Source organism: Rheinheimera baltica, from assembly GCF_030731985.1.
In the GTDB taxonomy this organism is placed as follows: Bacteria; Pseudomonadota; Gammaproteobacteria; order Enterobacterales; family Alteromonadaceae; genus Alishewanella; species Alishewanella baltica.
In genome coordinates, this window is sequence record NZ_JAPJDY010000004.1 from 155,379 (window position 1) to 172,104 (window position 16,726).

The window sequence follows — 16,726 nt, forward strand, 5'->3', positions numbered from 1 at the left end:
TCAGGTTTTGGTTAAAGCAGAGCGACTTAGCCGACAAAAGCTTGCTACGCTCTGTTGTTCAAGTGAACTAACCGGCAAATTTCAGCAAAACTTTGTCACTGCCCAGACGTTCATGGCTAATGTTGAAATTCGTTTTGAACACCTCTAACAAGCCATTGACGTCTCCGGTTTTAAACATGCCAGCGACATGAATATCATTGAGTTTGGCATCATCTGCCAGTTCAAACTGAATGTCGGTATAACGGCTAATTTCGGCCACTGCATCGGCCAAAGTTTCACCGCGAAATATCAGGTTACCCGTGCGCCAGGACAAACTCGCTGCAATGTCGACCTGGTCAACTTTGTGCACTTTCTCTTCACGTTGACCGCTGGCATCCAAATCAACTCTTTCACCTTTAGAAATGGCCAGTGCGCTAACGGGGAGTCTTTTGGCCAGGCGTTGTTCATCCTGAATCACTTCAGCCAGCGCGGTCTCTACCAGCACCTTGCCGTCGGTAACCATCAGTTTTACGTGGTTGCTGCGCACATCAACATTAAACGCGGTACCTACCGCCTGGATAATTTTACCGGCAGCAACCACGCTAAGGGGTCTGCTGGTGTCATGTGCTACATCAATCATTATTTCACCGCGTTGTAACTCAATAATGCGGGCTTTGGCACTGAACTTCACCACCACAAAGCTGTTGGTATTGAGTACCAGTTTGCTTTTATCTGGCAGTTCAATGGTTGTGGTTTCGCCAACCCGGGTTTGGTAACTGCTTTGGCTAGCCATTACTGTCGGGGTGGATGCTGGGTCTTGTAGCATAAGCTCTGGCCGGAACCAAAACGTGGCTAACAGGAAAACCGTAGCCACCGATGCGGCTAACGCCCAGGTTTGCCAGTGACTGGCCGGTTTTTTTTCTGTTTGCGGAAATAAATCAGATAACCGTTGCAGGGTATCCATTTTGTCCCACAGCGCCGCTACCTCTAATAATGTCGTACGGTTTTGGGCTGAACTGGCCAGCCATTGCTGCAATGCTTGTGTTTCTGCCGGCGTTAAGGTCCGGTCCAATTTTGCGATCCAGTCACAGGCTTGTTCTAAACGCTGCTCATCAAGGACGGCTTGTTGGCGTTTCGACTGCAGATGGATCGGGTGAATATTACTCATAGGATCCTCCTTTAACGTGTCGGTGAGCGTTGTTCTGGCCTTGTCCTTTTTCGCCTGCTGTTGCTTTACGCATAAATAGCGTGCAACTTTTCATACCCGTGGCGATGTGTTTTTCTACTGTACTTTCACTAATACGTAACTTGCCGGCTATTTCACGTTGGGAATAACCGTAGACCTTTTTTAACACAAATACTTTACGACATTGTACCGGCAACAATCTGACGGCCTCGCAAAATATGGCAAACTCGCTGGCAGATAAGGCCTGATCATAGACTTCATCCCGGCAGTTGTCGGATAACAACTGGTCCAGCAAATCAATATCTTCCACATGGTCGACCTGCTTTACATTTGCCTGCTTCTGATAGTCCAATGCCAAATTGCGGGCGATGGTAAACATAAAAGACTTTGGCGAACTGATGTTCTGTTTATGATCAATCTGGCAAATGCGTACATAGGTTTCTTGCACAATATCTTCAATCTCGTGCGGTGGCACAATACGCGATACCGCGCGCCACAAACTTTTACGCGAAGCCAGATAGACCTTGTAAAGCAATGAGTCGTTTGACATTTTTCCCCGTCTTTTTGGTGTTTCGGCGGTTAATCCGAATGAGGCCCTGCCCAGTCTATTGCTGCGCATATCACCCCTGAACAATAAGACGAATCAGCCGGGGAAAATCCACTATACCCTGAAGAAATTATTTTAGTTTTTTATAAAATCTTTTTTTTATCAATACAATTTTTATCAACACCACTGCAAAAAACTGCTGATGGTAAGCCGCCCCTGTCTTGGCTCAGTTGACAAACCTGTTTCTGGGCGAATATCGCCAGAGTGCAATAAATTACCCGGATAAATAATAGCGCGGTTTGGCTTGGCTTCAACCTGGAAAATCCGGCTAAACATCGTGTTGTCACCACTGACATATGCCGGGTTTCGATGTAACTGCGCTGCCTGTGCTTGTGCTTTTAGTATGGCACTGTAGTTTGGCAACCGGTCTGCTGTAATGCGTTCATAACCGGTTTGTTTATGACGATAAAACGACGTTCCACCAAACTCCGGCCCGGCTAAGTAATGCACCATCGCCAACTGATTCGTCGTACTGGCATCAATATGCGGCAACATCTGAATCGGCCGAAGTTGGGACGGTGGCGTGGTAGATAGAGCAAAAGCCGACAGTAAAATGTGCAAGCTTGCCGGTTGTAGCGGCGTAAACACCGTTTGTAGTAGTGGTAGTAATGCCTGTTGTATAGCGTGTTGATAACACGAGGGCGTGGGTTTACGAATACCCGGGTAGAAGTTGGCGGCATCGGCAATAAAGTTTGGCGCTGCACAGGCATTAGTAATAAGCCAGTCCGGGTTAAGCACCAGATCATCAATTACCAGTAGCGGTGTGGCTTCGTTGCCAATGCTGAGCTGCGTTATACCTTGCTTAAGGGAACGAATACTGACTGACATTAGCACTTAGCCAGCCGGCGGTTTTTCCGCGCAATAAGCGGATAAATCTGTGCTGTCGATGCAATAAGCGTGTAGATAGGCAATAACCAACCTGCCTGATGCAGCTCAACCAGTTTGTCCGGTGCCAGAGCGGCTAACTTTTGCTGGTCAATAGTATAGAGACCGTTTAAGCGGGTCGACTGCTCGTTATCAAACACGATGTCGAGCGACAGTGGCTGGATCAGATCATAACTTAGCAGTGCCTGTACCAGCTGTTGTTGTTGTTGCTCGCCACGCAATAGTTCTGCCAGACAGCTTTTAGCCTGCTGGAAATAGCGGCTATCGGCGCCAGTCTCGGTAAACAGTTGTTCATAGCGGGTATCGTCTATGCTCGTTGGCTGGCAGATAGTCGGGCTGTCGCTATCAATACACAGCACGTAATCCTCCTTGTTATTTGGGGCAGTCGAGGTGTTAGTCGGTGTTTCAGCCGCTTCGGCTTGGCCTAAAAAAAATGGCTGACGTTGTAACTGCAAGGGTAGATAGTCGCCTTGCCAGGCGTTATCGCTATAAAACAGGTTTTCACCTGGCGCAAAGCCCAGCAATGCCACTGCAACAAACTGGCCGGTTTGGCCATTTTTGGTCAGCACTATCGGGGCCTGAGTTGCCATGCTGGCGAATTCTGCCGGCACCACCGGCATCAGTTGAGTATCCTCGCTGTGCCGTCCGGCGTTGGCGGGTTGAAGACGCAAGTGTTGATGCAGCTGCGGGTTAATTGCGACAAGTTGGGCCATGATGAATATTCTCTTTTGTTTTAGTGGGTAGCACTTTGCGCTAAGCCGGGTCAGTCTTGAGCGCTGAGTCTGCACAGTTCAGTATTCACAGCTGACTAAGCCCAAATTCGCGGATCTTGCTAATTAACTCGCGGTTCGAAGGCAGTATACTCAGGGCCTGTGCAATCATTTTTTGATTTTGGGCAAATTGTTGCGCGGCAAACTCAGGGTTATCCAGCAAATAGTGGCTTTGGCTGTAGTCTGTTTTAAATCCCATGCCATACAGCACGTATTGATAGCTGGCTGCCGGAAATACTTCGTTGTTGCTGGTGAAGTCCAGATCACCGGGCGCACGATAGCGCCATAGCTGCAGTAAGTCCTGTAAACTTTGTGGAATAGTCGCTGGGTTTCGGTTATCTCGCCAAAACGGCTCCTCGCGCTGACTCAGCAGATAATGCAGCTTTAGAAAATCGATAATTTTGTCCCAGCGATATAAAAAGGTTTCATTAAACCGTTTAGCGACAATGTCCATTAGCGCACGGTTAGCGGGCAGTTGTTCACTTATCATTTGGGCTGATAACTCGACCAACACCAGCGCAGACGCTTCCAGTGGTTCGAGAAAGCCTGCCGCCAAACCTACAGCGACACAGTTGTTTTGCCAAAAACGCGTTCTGTGGCCACTGACAATAGGAATTTTGCGCACCGATAAATCGGCAATGGCCGGGCCGACATAGCGCGCCAAGGTAGCCCGGGCTTGCGCTTCTGTGCAGTATTTACTGGCGTAAACATAACCAACGCCGCGGCGGTGTTGCAGGCCAATATCCCAAATCCAGCCTGCGTCTTGTGCGGTGGAAATGGTATGTGAAGCAATAGGCGTGTCGGGGTGCTCGTAGGGTACCTGTACCGCAAGCGCGGTATCGATAAACAGAATATCGTCACAGGCTTTAAACGGTACCTGGTAATGTTTACCCAGTAACAACGACGAAAAACCGGAACAATCAACAAACAAATCGCCTGCAATCACGCCAGACTGTTTAGTGTTAACCGCGGCAATATCACCATTGCTGGAACTTTGCACTGCAACGACATCGTCCAGAATATGCGTCACTCCCAGTTTTTCGATGCAATGTTGTCGTAAAAACGGGCCAAATTTGCCCGAGTCCAGATGATAGGCATAATTGGCAACGGCGCCAAACTCAGCGTGGCGAATAGTTTTTGGGGCTAAACCGTGCTCGCAGAGTGCTTCCTGATAACACAATGCATTGGAAAAAGATGACGTATTGCGCGATGTATTGTTGGCTGTCGCCGTGCTCTGTTGCCAATAGCCTGCCATTTCGGCTTTGCCAAAACCTTGCGGTAAAACCAGCGGATGGTAATAAAAGTCGCTGCTACTACCATCGGCCCATTGCGCGAATTTTGCCCCTTGCTTAAAGGTAACATCGCATTGGCGGATAAAATCAGTTTCGCTGATACCAAGGGCAATCAAGGTGCTGCGCATGGTGGGCCAGGTACCTTCACCGACACCAATGGGAGGCAGGGTAGGTGACTCAATCAGAATAACTTTAACACCATCAGGTTGGTTGCTTTTGTGTTTGGCGGCAATGCGCCCTGCCGTTAGCCAACCGGCATTGCCACCACCGACAATAACCACGGTACGAATGGACGCTGTGGCGGTTTGCTGCGTTATGGGTGTTGCCTGGTCGTGTTGTGGCGGTTGCTTAATCACATTGGTCACCATGTCAATACAACTAAAAACAGGGCTTGCAGCAAAACGCAGGCCCTGGCCATCAGCGGTCTGTTCAGGGAGGAAGACAGACCGGTGCATCCCCGTCATAACTTAATAGTTACAGAGGATGCGCTTCAAAGGCTAAAAAGTACCGCGCACGCCAAAGGCAATACGGCGGCCGCTATCTTCAATCAGCAATAGCTGATTACTAAAGCGACCACGTTTGTGCACGTATTCATTGGTCAGGTTAATGCCTTCAATAACTACCGTAAGGTTGTCAGTCAGGTCATAACTGGCCGTTGCGTCTATTTGAGCATAGTCTTCTACAATCACCACACCATCACCGTTAGACTGAGTTAACGACTGTACAAACTGATCCCGCCAGTTATACGCAATCCGCGCCTGGAAAGGACCTTGTTCATAGAAGCCGACCAGGTTGTACGAGTCACTTAAGCCCGTTAAGGCAAACACCTGGCTAATGTCAGCCGGGTCCAGTTCGGCATTACTACCAACCAGCGTTGCATTTACCATCAAGCCAAAGCCGGAATCAAAACTGTGTTGCAGTGCCAGTTCAAAACCATCGACAATGGCCGACTCACCGTTGTTTGGCAGCGTATTGGTAAATACTGCTGTGGCGTCGTTGTTGTCTGGCGCACCGGTATCACTGCCGGTGGACGGATCGGTAAGCAAGCTGCCGTTATCCAGGGTAAAGGTTTTATCTTCGGTGGTGTTGACGATGAAATTTGCTACATTCTTGCGGAAATAACCCACCGACATATAACTGGCCGTGTCGTAATACCATTCCAGTGATAAGTCCAGGTTGGTTGAGGTAAAGGGTTCCAGTTCAGGGTTACCTGAGGTTGATGTTAAATCGCCGCCCTGACGCGTTGTGCCAATAACAGTAACCGGTGACATGCTTTCCAGTGTTGGCCGCGTCAGAGTTTGAGATGCAGCAAAACGGGCCACCACGTCGTCAGAGATTTCAAGTTTGACACTGAAGTTAGGTAAAATGGCTTCATAGCTGGCACTTTCATTGATGGGTGATGCATTGCCAAATTGCGCCAACATTTCGGTTTCATCTAGTATAGTCAGGCCCGTCACCGGTGCATCAGTACCATCAACGCCTACGCTGGTGCGTTCATAACGTACCCCGGCAGTACTGGTCAGTGGCATGCCGGCGAGTTCGCCTTCAAAGTCCATTTCTACATACAATGACGTTGTATCTTCGGTGACTTCATAAGATTTGTTGCGCTTAACGGCATCAAAACTAATGTTGTTGCCAAGTGACGCAGCATACTGTTCAAGGAAAGCAAAATTGGCTTCGCCGTCGTGCGCTAACCAGGACGTTGGCATACGGCCACTGCCGCTGACACCACTTAAGAAATCGCTGCCAGCATTAAACACATATTGCGGGAATGCTGCCATATCCGGTGTATCTGGATAGCCACAAAATGTACAGTGAATACCCACACCTTCGTTGTCCCAACGGTCGAGGTTTTTCTTTTCGCTGGAGTAACTTACACCAAATTTAACTTGAGTAAGTCCCGTTAGCGCATCTTCACTCCACACGCCATCCCAGCGCAGCTGATTAATACTGTCTTTTACGGCCCAGCCACGGCGTAACATTACGTGTGCCCGGCTGTTGGCCGGATCGAGCAAATTAGACACGCCATCGGGTGTAACCCCGGCCTGATAAGCGGTGCCGTTAAGTTCTTGTTGCCCACTGTAGATATTGGCATTCGCTTCGGCGAATTGGCTGGCGTACGGCAGAATATTGTTGTCAACCTGAAAGCGCACGCGGTTGGCGTAGCCTATCAGAGATAACTGATCACCACGGCCGTTATTGGGCTCGCGCTCAGCACTGGAGTGGCTGAAGTCGAATTTCATATTAAGGTTGTTATTGACATCCCAATCAGCATTCAACCCCAAGGAGACGGAATTCGTTAAGCGGTCAAATTTTTTCGCATGCATATCGGTTGCCAGACCGACTTCCTGGTACAAGTCGATAACCGTACCGTTGGCATCGACCACCGGCCCTGCAGCGCCATCAAAGCCTTCCAGATTGGGCGCCGTAAACCAGTGACCATAAGAGGTGGTATCGGCTTTAATATCAAAGTCGGAATACAAGGCGTCAGCGGTAATAACCAGCTTGTCCGTTGGCGCGTACTGCAATACCAGATTGGCGTTAGTGCGGGTGCGCTCTTCGGTGGTAACTTTATGGTCGTAGTTACGAGGCGAGAAAATATTGCCGCTATAGGCTTGTCCGTTTTGTGTTATCGGGTTAGGCACGCCGACATTTTCCAACCAGCCGTCAATTTGCGCTTGGTTTAAACGTGTGTCGCGCTGTTGGTGTGATACCGCTAACAAGGCACCAAAAGTGCTATCGGCAAAGGTGTTGCTAATAAGGCCAGATAACTGCGGCGAGGTTTGCTCGCTATTTTCGTCGTAAATACCCTTAACACTACCGGCCACTTTAAAGCCACCAATGGCAAAAGGCCGGGCCGTATTTACATTTACAGTAGAGCCAATGCCACCGGACTGCATAGTTGCGCTGGAAGTTTTGTGCACATCAAGGCTGCGGACTAATTCAGAGGCAATGGTATCAAAGCTAAACGCACGGCTTTGGTTTTCAGACGCCATCTGCCGGCCATTGACTAACACTGTGTTAAATTCGGGGCCAAAACCGCGTACGGTGATCAGCTGGCCTTCACCACCAGAACGGTCAATAGACACGCCGGTGATGCGCTGCAGTGATTCTGCTAAGTTGGTGTCCGGAAACTTACCAATATCTTCGGCTGAGATGGAATCTACCACGCCACCCGCTTCGCGTTTTGAATCCATCGCACGGCCAAGTGCACCGCGTATGCCTCGAATTTCAATGATTTCTGCTGCTTTCCCTTCGCTTTCCTGCATTGCTAAAGTGGGTGTTGTTGCGACTGCACTAAGCACCGCCAGTACTGCGGTCGCCACTTTATTTTTGTTATATTGAGCCATGTCGTTGTTACTCTCGAAAGTTGGATCTATCTGAATAGATACCTGCCCACTTTCGCTAATTTCTGGCTTTAAACCGGTATCTTTTAACAGAATCATTAAGGCTTCAATGAGACTGTACCGGCCCTGCAGCAGATTGGTGTGTTTATCACTGATATGCTCTAGAGGAAAAAGCAAGGTGATATCTGCCTGCTCTGCAAAATTGATTAGCGATAAGTCGGCCCTTTGTCTTGGTATATTGAAAGCAATTGTTGATGGCTGCTCTTTAGCTAACGCTACGCCTGACAGGCAATAGACGATAAGCAAAGATAGCAACAGCCGCCGCCCGCTTCGATATCCCCCCCGCATGAAGTGTTGCCATGCAGTAAACAAAGACGACAGAGCGTGTTTTTTCCTCCATATAATTTTCACAATTGTGTTAAACAATTTAATTTGCCTGCTCCCCGGTCCGTGTATCTTTTTGTTTTTATAATTATTTTTTTAAAACGGTACTCTGCGACATGCTTGTCGTGCTTAACTTCTATTGGTTTAGCGACTAACAAGACGTAGCCATAAAACATGAAAAAAATCTAAAATTCAAGTTAACCACACTTTATGCGATCAAGGGCGGGGTTTCGGGCAGGGGTATAACAGCACAGCGTTGGTCGTCTGCGCCGCCTGGTTTTAGGCTGAGTATTACGGTTAAAAAAAATGGGCGCCACAAGCGCCCCTGGTTTTATTTAAATACAACTATTTGGTTTGTAGCAGGTAATCCAGTGCGCCAACAACGGCCGCAACCTGAGCCTGAATGCATTGCTCTGGGCTGGCGCTTGGGCTGTCTGGGTAAACTTCGGTGGTGCTCACCAGTGGCGCATCGGTAACGCTGCCACATAAACCTAATGTGGCTTTGGCATAGTTAATTACACCGGGTTGCTGCATGGGCTCGCCAATGAGCTTGCCGTTTTCATCAGGCTCGGCAATATGGGTGACTTTGGCCACGCTGTCGATAATCGCTTTTTGTAGCGCCGGGCAGGGGTGTTCGGCGTCATCTACGGTGTAGTAGCCGTCGGGGATATTCCAGTTTTTATTTATGGTGCCATCTTGTGCTGCCTTGGCCGGGCGAAACTCGCTGTTGTCGGAATCAGTGGTTTCATGCAGGTCAATGTGCATAGCGAAGTTTAACTGCAAACCGTGCAGATACTGTCGTACTTGTTGGGCTTCGGTTGCGGTGCCGTTGGGGCCAAAGCTGCGGTTGGGGTCTATCGCTAATGGGTTCCAGCGGTTAATGGTTTCGTAGCCCCAGGGGCTAATGCACGGCAGAACCAACACATTCACTTTATCGCTGTAAGCTTTTGCTTCAGTTTGTAAAAACCGCAGCGCGCCATGTACGCCACTGGTTTCGTAACCGTGCACGCCGCCGGTCACTAAAATAGTCGGTTTATCACTGTGCCAGTTACGGCTTTTTACTGCGAACAGTGGGTAGGTTTTACCGCACACGGCCTGATAGGCCAGCTCGCCGTATTGCTCAATATCAAACTCAGTTTTCAGCGCTTCTATTGCCGGTAATACTTCATCAAAGAAACTGCGCTTAATGCGTTGCTCGTTTAGCCACTGCGCTTTTTCTGCCTCGCCCCACGGCTGGCCCACTGTGCCGATATGGTAAATTTTGCCCATGTTAGTCTCCGTATTGCCTACTGCTTATGTCACTGGGTTTTAACTAAGTATGCTTTGTTTATCTATTTTCCAGCCGGTTGTAGTCCAGCCAGCCGCTGTCTGTCGGGTGCTGGCGCATAAATTGTTGGTTTAGCTTATCGCTAAAGGCCCAAAAGTCGGCGGCAGTGCGCCTTACTCCAATATTATCCAGCAGTGTGCGGTAGTCCTGTTCGGTTTGCAGCTGTTGTACCTGTGCTACCCATTTGGCTAAATCGGCTTCTTTTACCCGCCAAAACGCATTGGGATAACTGCCAAGCAGGCCATACACCAGCGTCATATTGTCCTGCGCTGGGTTGCGGTTGTCATCTTCGGCAAACAAACTGTTAACGTTGTAATGCGCGCTGTTGCGCAGCAGGGTGAATAGTTCCGCCTGCTTACCATCTGCCGGTTCTACCATAATCATGGTCATTTCCGGCAATATGGAGGCGGCTTTGCCGGTGAGGTTATTCAGTTGTGCCACCAAGGCTTGGCTGTTGCTGCCAAGGGAGCTGTTATCCAGTTGATAACGCTGAGGTTGCAGCTTGGCTAAGTGTTGCTGCAGCAGCTGATACAGTTCGGCTTTGGGGTTATCGCTGCTAAAGCTAAGCCCGCTGGGCTGGGCAAACGAGTTAATGTCATCGCGGATAAAAGCGGTAAGCTCTACGCCGGCTTTTTGGTACCAGCTGTTAAATTCTTGCCGGCGCACGTCGGCGGGTAAAAATGCCAGAAAATTAGATTCACCCTCCATGCGCAAAAAGTCCATATACAACCGCGTCATCAGTTGGTGGCCATAATTGCCGTAAACGTCAAAACCGGCTACCAGCAGGTAGTGAATACGCTCTAGCAGGGCGTAATCTATCACCCAGGCGGTTTTCGGGTTTTGGCCTTGCAGGCCTTTTACCACGGTGGCATTGTCAAAATGGCGAAACACGGTAAGGCTGGCGTTGTCGTTATTGCCATCGCCATCCCAAATTCCGTCCAACGTAAGATGCCGGCCGTCTTTAAATGCGCGGTTTAGAAACGCACTGCGCGCACGCACATAACTGCCCTGACGCTTGGCAAAGGCGGCCCAGCTCAGTGCCAACGCGGTGCTTTCTTTCTCTGCTGGCAGGCGCAGGTTATCGCGCTGTGATAAGTAAAAGGCTTCAATATCGGCTGAGCTGGCCAGTTCAGGCGCGACAAAATAAACCCAGAAATGATCGTTTATCACATTCAGCGCTACCTGGCCACGGCATACCGGGCCCTTGATATAGCCCATAATGGTGTTTTCGGCCCGCTCCAGCATAAAGCGGTAACGTGCATTAACCGGTAACTGCACAAAGGCTGTCAGCGGGTTGGCAGCAACCTCTGGCTCATAGCCGGGCAGGGTCTGTACCTGATAATCAGCATCAACAAACCATTGCTGCCATTTCGCCAGTAAATCGGCATTAATGTCATACGGCTGATGGGTTTTATTAACGATGCTAGCATGCACCGGCTGTAGGCGATAATACACGCGGCTTACGCCCGGATCATCAAACGGCCGTCTGCTGGCTATCAATGCAAGCGGTTTACCCGGCGGCGTTGTTGAACGTACCAGGTTATAAAACTGTGGTGTTTGGTCTTTTGCATGTAGCACACTGAAATACAAATGGGAGGTAAATAGATGCTCGTAAATATAACGGGCACTAAGTTGCATCTTCAGGTTGTCGGCATTAAGCCATTGCTCAAGTTTTGCCACCTCCTCAAGTTCATTGTCTGCTAACGCTGGTGCATCTGGCATGGCGGCACCTTGCTTTAACCAATCTACTAATAAATCATGCTCAGCAGTACTTAAACCGGGAAGGCCGTATGGCATGCCGGCATAAGGTTGGCTTTTGGCGTAGTTGTCAAACTCTTCAATGGTCGGGCAACTTTGCTCACGGTCTAAACCAAAATCAAAGGATTTAGGCAAGATATCGCCCATTGGTAATGGATATTGTTGTTTTAACTGCAGTAATTGCGCCAGTACGGCCCCCTGAGTATTGGCCTGCTTACTTTGTTGGCGTTCGTTTAATACCGGAAAAAAGCCTCGTTCGCGCCAGGCTTTGGTACCCAAAGCATCGGTAAATAAACGGTTGGGTGTGGCAGCTAGTAGTCTGGCGCCGTCGTACACTTTTTCTTTGTGAGCACCGCGTTCAATACCCGCGGTTGATGTCATATTTAATTGGCAGGGGGAGTCATAACAGGCGTGACACACCACGCAGCGGCGATCTATTATCGGCTTGATATGCTGCTGATAACGTTCCGCTTGCTGGTATTCGGCACTAATTCCTGAGCGATTACTTGCTGTCGCATGACCATACTGCTGATCTAAATCTAAGCGACTTAGTGTAGCGCAACCTACACATACCACGATGAAAAATAGTAAGTATTTTTTCCATTTGTGGATGGAGAAAGGCATAGTTTTTCCTGTCTGGCGACTTTATATGTTTTATATGGTAACGTCTTAACGGTAAATTTACTAATGGTGCTGCTGGACGTTTTGTGGGGCTGATACGGATATTACGCTGTTGTATAGTCATGCCGTTGCAGAAGGTGGCGGCTGCAGTTCGCACTAAGAGTAGAGGATATTATAGTAAGTACAGTAACACCCTCTGACTTAGGCATATATTAGACGACTATTCAGCCACTATAACGTTCGAACCGTTACGGTCTACAATGAGCAGATAAGAGGCTCCTAGCTCTGCAGCACATAAATCAATGGCTATATCAGCAACTTTCAGGCTGTTAGCGCAGTTATTTATTTCCAGATAAGGGGTTACTTTGCCTTTTTCTGCATTTAACACGTTATTGCTGTCAACAAAAACAGCATAATTTCCATCGGCAAATAAACGAACATTGAATGCATCTGATTTATTGTGCTGCGCTCTGGTGACAACCGACAGCTTCTTGCTGCTGGCCTCTTCCCATGCAATAACCCACAATTTTTCGCCGTTAGTTAAGGTTTTAGTGATGCGTTGTTCGTTGTTTTTATTGATACTGTCTCTGATACCTAAATTCACAATATTATTAATAGCCTTGTAACTATATAGGTAGGGCTCACCAACTTCGTTCACGGGTACATCCGGTGAAACCAAATTGTCTGTATCAAACAGGCCACTGTAACCACTGTCGAAGCTACGCTTGGCAACATGGAGATCTGCCATAGAACTCCAGGAGTTAACCAGCGTAATGCTTGCGCTGTGGGTTAGCTTCTCATCCAACTCATCTGAGTTTCCGCTACACCCTGCCAGTGCAGTGGTTATACTGAATATCAGCGCCAAACCTAATCCATTACTATTTTTCGCCATCACGCTCTCCATAAATTTAACTAAAAATCCAACTGAGTGGTCTGTGGTTCTTTAACACTTTTATCAATACAAATGCTGTGTTGCGCGCACTGCAGTCATAAAAAATGTTGAAAAAAGGTTATCACTGTGAAGTAAGAATGGGGAAGTTGATAATTGTTCTGAAATTGTAAGGGTTAAGTATTTGACGGTGGCAAAGTATTAATGATCACAATGTACTAATAATAGAAAAGTGGCGCTGAAGGTGGAGCTCAGCCTAAGGGAACCCGCGGCAGCTGTAAGCTGAAACAGGCTCCACCGGCAGCACTTTTGTTAACACACACTCGGCCGTTATGCCAACTGGCAACCCGATGAACGATAGCAAGACCTAATCCAAACTGCGGTGTTTCAGCAGTAGCGCTGTCAGTATCAAGTCGGACAAAGGGCTGAAATATTCGTAACGTATCGACTTCGGCGATACCAGGGCCATCGTCGCTAATGTTTAACCAGATTTCATGCGCTTGCTCTTGAATGGACAGCACGATGTGTCGTTCTGCGTAGCGGCTTGCATTGTGTAATATATTTAATAGGGCCCTTTGCAGCCAGTGCGCGTTGGCGTGGCTTAACCAAATTTCCTGTTCCGGCAGTTGTAGCGTCAGTTGTATCAGTGGCCGCTTGGGATGCGCCTTGTGTTGTTGTTGCAATAACAGCTGGCACTGACTGGCAACCTGTGCACAACAGCTGAGTAATTCTACCGCCGAAAACCTCAGTTTCTGCTGCTGACGTGACAAACCGGCGTATTCCAGAAAGGCATTTACCATGGCCTCCATTCGGTCTAAATCCTGCTCCAGGCGTTGCAAATAGTGATCTTTTTGCTGCGGGTGTTCACATTCCTGAGCGGCGTCTAAGCCAAAACGAAAGCAGGCTAAGGGAGTGCGCAAGTCATGTGATAATGAGCTGGCCAGCAGTTGGTTATCTGCCAGCAATTGTGTTATCTGGTCAGCCATCTGATTAAAGCTATGCTCCAAAGCGGGAATGTATGACCAGGGAGAGGGCGATAGCCGGGTTTTCAAGTCGCCCTGTCCAAATCGTTTAGTTGCCTGACTTAACAACCAGAGCTGGCGGGTTAGTGGTGTTAACCAGAACAACATTAGTAGGCAGATGCCGGCGTAAAACAACAATGTCAGCCATAAATCACCTGGGAGCGGTTCTGGTTCAGCGGGTAGTTGCACTTTTAATAACCATTGCGGGTGAGCAGTTAGTGCTTTGAGTAAATACCGATGCTCACTTGCTGCCAGGCTTAACCCCTGCGGCCGGTATAGCTGGTATTTTAGTTCTTCCGGTAGGGCGAGGTGGGCTAAAGGTTCAAACGAAACTTGTAGTTGCCATCGCAGCGATTGCTCTGCGGCAAATGATGGTAAATCTGCGGCGACACTCTGATTTGCTTCTTCAGCAAGCTGAGCAAGCAATACAGGGAGTAACTTTTCGTCTGCAGTGGCATGGGGTTCGGCCTGGCCAGCCAGTGAGTCCAGCATAGCGCCCAACACAAACAGCGCGCAAACAGCTGACAGCATAAGGCTTAGACTTAGCTTTAACATACAATATGTGCTTGCAGCTGAATAACGTTAAACATCACCGCCAGCCATCAGCGACAAATAAATAGCCTTTACCCCAGACGGTTTTTATCCCTTTAGGGTTGCTGGCATCATCGGCCAGTTTTTTTCGTAGTATAGAAACCATAACGTCAAAGCGTCGGTCCAGGCCATCGTGTTCACGCCCTTTCATAGCAAGAAAAACCTGATCTCTACTGCAAATTTCACCAGCATGACAGGCCAAATACCAAAGCAAGCAAAATTCGGTACTGGTCAGATTAATTTCTGCTCCGCGCAATAATACACGTTGCGCACTGGCGCAAATGTGCAGTTGACCAAACTGCAAGGTCTCAGTGTTGGTGGCGCTTTTTTCTGAAGTATTACTTGCTAAACAAGAGCGCAGAGCCGCTTCAATTCTGGCGTGCAATACCCTTGGCCGTACCGGTTTAACCAGATAATCTGTTGCGCCGGTTTGCAAACCTATCACTTCGTCACTTTCTTCACCCTGCGCGGTCAGCATCAAAATAGGTAACTGATATTGTTGTCGTATTTGCTTACAAAGGGCGAGCCCATTAAGGCCGGGTAACATCAGATCCAGTAAAATCAGGTCGACGTGTTGCTGTGCCATGGCGTCCAATACGGTGTCACCACGGCAGTGGTGCAAAACCTCATAACCTTTTTGTTGCAGGTAAGTTTTTACCCAATCGGCAAGCGATACATCATCTTCCACCAGTAAGATGGTGCTCAAATCTGTCATGCTCACTCCTAGAATAAACGCCAGTGACGCTTTATTTTAGATGCCTTATGCACCCAATTAACTTCAACTTCAACCTGCGCCAGTACCTGTTGTTGCTGACGCAGCATAACCTTAGTGCTTTGCGCTGCGGCAAACTCAAACTGATGGCTGCCCTGAATTTGATGTTGCCAACACTTCAGCACCTTGTCCGCAAGTGTCAAACATAAATCGAGTGGTTGAGCACTATGCCAGCGTGCTGTGACAGTGCTGTAACAGGTTCGTCCTTGTTGTATGCTGATGCATTTATCAGGTGTTACTGCCAGCACGACGCTTTCAAAATTGCTATTGTCACTAGCGAACGCTTTATCCGACATGTAAAAAGCACCTGCGACTATCAGACCAGCACAGAGTGGAGCGCGGCACTGGAATTTAAAAAACATAGCGCACCATTACGACCATCAACTTTTCCTGATCGCGTGTTACGACTGGGCTTTGGCGGTAATTACGGCTAAACAGATTAAGGCCAACACTGGCATCTAACTGCCAATGCTTTGCCAGAGGGTAAACCGCAGATACACCAAAATGGGTTTTGTATCCTGCACCGGCACGGTAGAGTGCTCGCCCGGGGCGAGCTTCATCAGCGTCAATGCCATAGTAATAATTAACCACGTTGCTTGACTCGAGCGTTAGTGCGGTACTCAGATACACGTCGAGGTTACGCCAGGGTAATAAATAGCTGTAGCTTAAACGGGTAATAATACCGTGGTGGGCGGCAAGGTCGATTCCAGACTCAAAACCAAACACGTGTTGCTGCCATAGAAACTGGTAACGAATTGCGTTTAAAGAGTCAGGTGCGCGTGCTTTAAGCCCTTCCAACTGTGGTGTTGCGCTGCTGGTTTTTTTGTTGGGCAACCAGACATTATAGTTACTGGCAATTAAATCCCAGCTATGTTGCTCATGTTGATAAAAGCGGTAGCCAATAGTTGCACTGTATATGTAGGTGCCACTACGATGGATGGGCGTTTCAATAAAGAAGTTACGCCATTGCAACTCGCCAGAAATAACGAAAAGCAGGTCATTATTTAATTCTCGCTCTAAGCCTGGTACTAGCGTTTGATGGAAGCCTTTGCCTACACCCAGATAAAGCGTACCGTCGAAATCGTCACGCCAACTGTTGGTTGACGGCTCTGAAGTGTCCGCGCCTGCAAAGCTTGCCATTACCAGGCAACACGCCAGGCCTAGCTTGATGCTGTGTTGTAAAAACCGCACCAGTTGTCTACTGCAATACATTGCCATTCCATTGGCCTAAAAGCATAAAATTAATCATCGGGCACAGATAATACAGGCTCTGCTATAAAATAATGTTTAAAAAGT

Annotated in this window: 13 protein-coding genes; all 13 read right to left on the bottom strand. The window is 48.4% G+C overall.

What is annotated here, in order from left to right:
• Positions 1–67: 67 nt before the first annotated feature.
• Positions 68–1,147: a FecR family protein gene (locus ORJ00_RS08240; RefSeq protein ID WP_306139537.1), complete on the bottom strand. Its 1,080-nt coding sequence runs from the start codon at positions 1,145–1,147 to the stop codon at positions 68–70.
• Positions 1,140–1,715: an RNA polymerase sigma factor gene (locus ORJ00_RS08245; RefSeq protein WP_027670387.1), complete on the bottom strand. Its 576-nt coding sequence runs from the start codon at positions 1,713–1,715 to the stop codon at positions 1,140–1,142. The genes ORJ00_RS08240 and ORJ00_RS08245 overlap by 8 nt, the downstream gene beginning before the upstream one ends.
• 174 nt (positions 1,716–1,889) lie before the next feature.
• On the bottom strand, positions 1,890–2,600 hold the full coding sequence (locus ORJ00_RS08250) for a DUF6445 family protein (protein ID WP_306139538.1): 711 nt from the start codon (positions 2,598–2,600) through the stop codon (positions 1,890–1,892).
• Positions 2,600–3,370 carry a SapC family protein gene (locus tag ORJ00_RS08255; protein WP_027670389.1) on the bottom strand — a complete coding sequence of 257 codons (771 nt, stop codon included), beginning with the start codon at positions 3,368–3,370 and terminating at the stop codon, positions 2,600–2,602. The genes ORJ00_RS08250 and ORJ00_RS08255 overlap by 1 nt, the downstream gene beginning before the upstream one ends.
• A gap of 85 nt (positions 3,371–3,455) precedes the next feature.
• Positions 3,456–5,075 (bottom strand): tryptophan halogenase family protein, encoded by a 1,620-nt coding sequence (locus ORJ00_RS08260; RefSeq protein WP_306139539.1) that lies wholly within the window; start codon positions 5,073–5,075, stop codon positions 3,456–3,458.
• A gap of 141 nt (positions 5,076–5,216) precedes the next feature.
• On the bottom strand, positions 5,217–8,381 hold the full coding sequence (locus ORJ00_RS08265; RefSeq protein ID WP_305973924.1) for a TonB-dependent receptor: 3,165 nt from the start codon (positions 8,379–8,381) through the stop codon (positions 5,217–5,219).
• Between the two features lie 414 nt (positions 8,382–8,795).
• On the bottom strand, positions 8,796–9,719 hold the full coding sequence (locus ORJ00_RS08270) for a M14 family metallopeptidase (RefSeq protein WP_306139541.1): 924 nt from the start codon (positions 9,717–9,719) through the stop codon (positions 8,796–8,798).
• A gap of 58 nt (positions 9,720–9,777) precedes the next feature.
• Positions 9,778–12,159, bottom strand: a complete 2,382-nt coding sequence (locus ORJ00_RS08275) for a fatty acid cis/trans isomerase (RefSeq protein ID WP_306139542.1) — start codon at positions 12,157–12,159, stop codon at positions 9,778–9,780.
• Positions 12,160–12,376: 217 nt separating this feature from the next.
• The gene (locus ORJ00_RS08280) at positions 12,377–13,048 is read right to left on the bottom strand and encodes a hypothetical protein (protein ID WP_305973918.1); all 672 of its coding nucleotides are present in this window, start codon (positions 13,046–13,048) and stop codon (positions 12,377–12,379) included.
• Positions 13,049–13,296: 248 nt separating this feature from the next.
• Entirely contained in the window at positions 13,297–14,622 is a 1,326-nt protein-coding gene (locus ORJ00_RS08285; protein ID WP_306125781.1) for an ATP-binding protein, read from the bottom strand.
• Positions 14,623–14,656: 34 nt separating this feature from the next.
• Complete coding sequence (locus ORJ00_RS08290; RefSeq protein ID WP_306139544.1) at positions 14,657–15,373, bottom strand: response regulator; 717 nt, start codon at positions 15,371–15,373, stop codon at positions 14,657–14,659.
• Positions 15,374–15,381: 8 nt separating this feature from the next.
• A complete protein-coding gene (locus tag ORJ00_RS08295) occupies positions 15,382–15,726 on the bottom strand; it encodes a DUF3019 domain-containing protein (protein ID WP_169338540.1) in 345 nt (114 codons plus the stop codon).
• 55 nt (positions 15,727–15,781) lie between these two features.
• On the bottom strand, positions 15,782–16,642 hold the full coding sequence (locus ORJ00_RS08300) for a MipA/OmpV family protein (RefSeq protein ID WP_027670397.1): 861 nt from the start codon (positions 16,640–16,642) through the stop codon (positions 15,782–15,784).
• Positions 16,643–16,726 lie beyond the last annotated feature (84 nt).

What these genes read in the sequence shown, in the direction of transcription:
- ORJ00_RS08270 (WP_306139541.1), bottom strand. Translation starts at nt 9,719, where the DNA reads ATGGGCAAAATTTACCATATCGGCACAGTGGGCCAGCCGTGGGGCGAG.
- ORJ00_RS08245 (WP_027670387.1), bottom strand. Translation starts at nt 1,715, where the DNA reads ATGTCAAACGACTCATTGCTTTACAAGGTCTATCTGGCTTCGCGTAAA.
- ORJ00_RS08275 (WP_306139542.1), bottom strand. Translation starts at nt 12,159, where the DNA reads ATGCCTTTCTCCATCCACAAATGGAAAAAATACTTACTATTTTTCATC.
- ORJ00_RS08240 (WP_306139537.1), bottom strand. Translation starts at nt 1,147, where the DNA reads ATGAGTAATATTCACCCGATCCATCTGCAGTCGAAACGCCAACAAGCC.
- ORJ00_RS08290 (WP_306139544.1), bottom strand. Translation starts at nt 15,373, where the DNA reads ATGACAGATTTGAGCACCATCTTACTGGTGGAAGATGATGTATCGCTT.
- ORJ00_RS08280 (WP_305973918.1), bottom strand. Translation starts at nt 13,048, where the DNA reads ATGGCGAAAAATAGTAATGGATTAGGTTTGGCGCTGATATTCAGTATA.
- ORJ00_RS08300 (WP_027670397.1), bottom strand. Translation starts at nt 16,642, where the DNA reads ATGTATTGCAGTAGACAACTGGTGCGGTTTTTACAACACAGCATCAAG.
- ORJ00_RS08295 (WP_169338540.1), bottom strand. Translation starts at nt 15,726, where the DNA reads ATGTCGGATAAAGCGTTCGCTAGTGACAATAGCAATTTTGAAAGCGTC.
- ORJ00_RS08285 (WP_306125781.1), bottom strand. Translation starts at nt 14,622, where the DNA reads ATGTTAAAGCTAAGTCTAAGCCTTATGCTGTCAGCTGTTTGCGCGCTG.
- ORJ00_RS08255 (WP_027670389.1), bottom strand. Translation starts at nt 3,370, where the DNA reads ATGGCCCAACTTGTCGCAATTAACCCGCAGCTGCATCAACACTTGCGT.
- ORJ00_RS08250 (WP_306139538.1), bottom strand. Translation starts at nt 2,600, where the DNA reads ATGTCAGTCAGTATTCGTTCCCTTAAGCAAGGTATAACGCAGCTCAGC.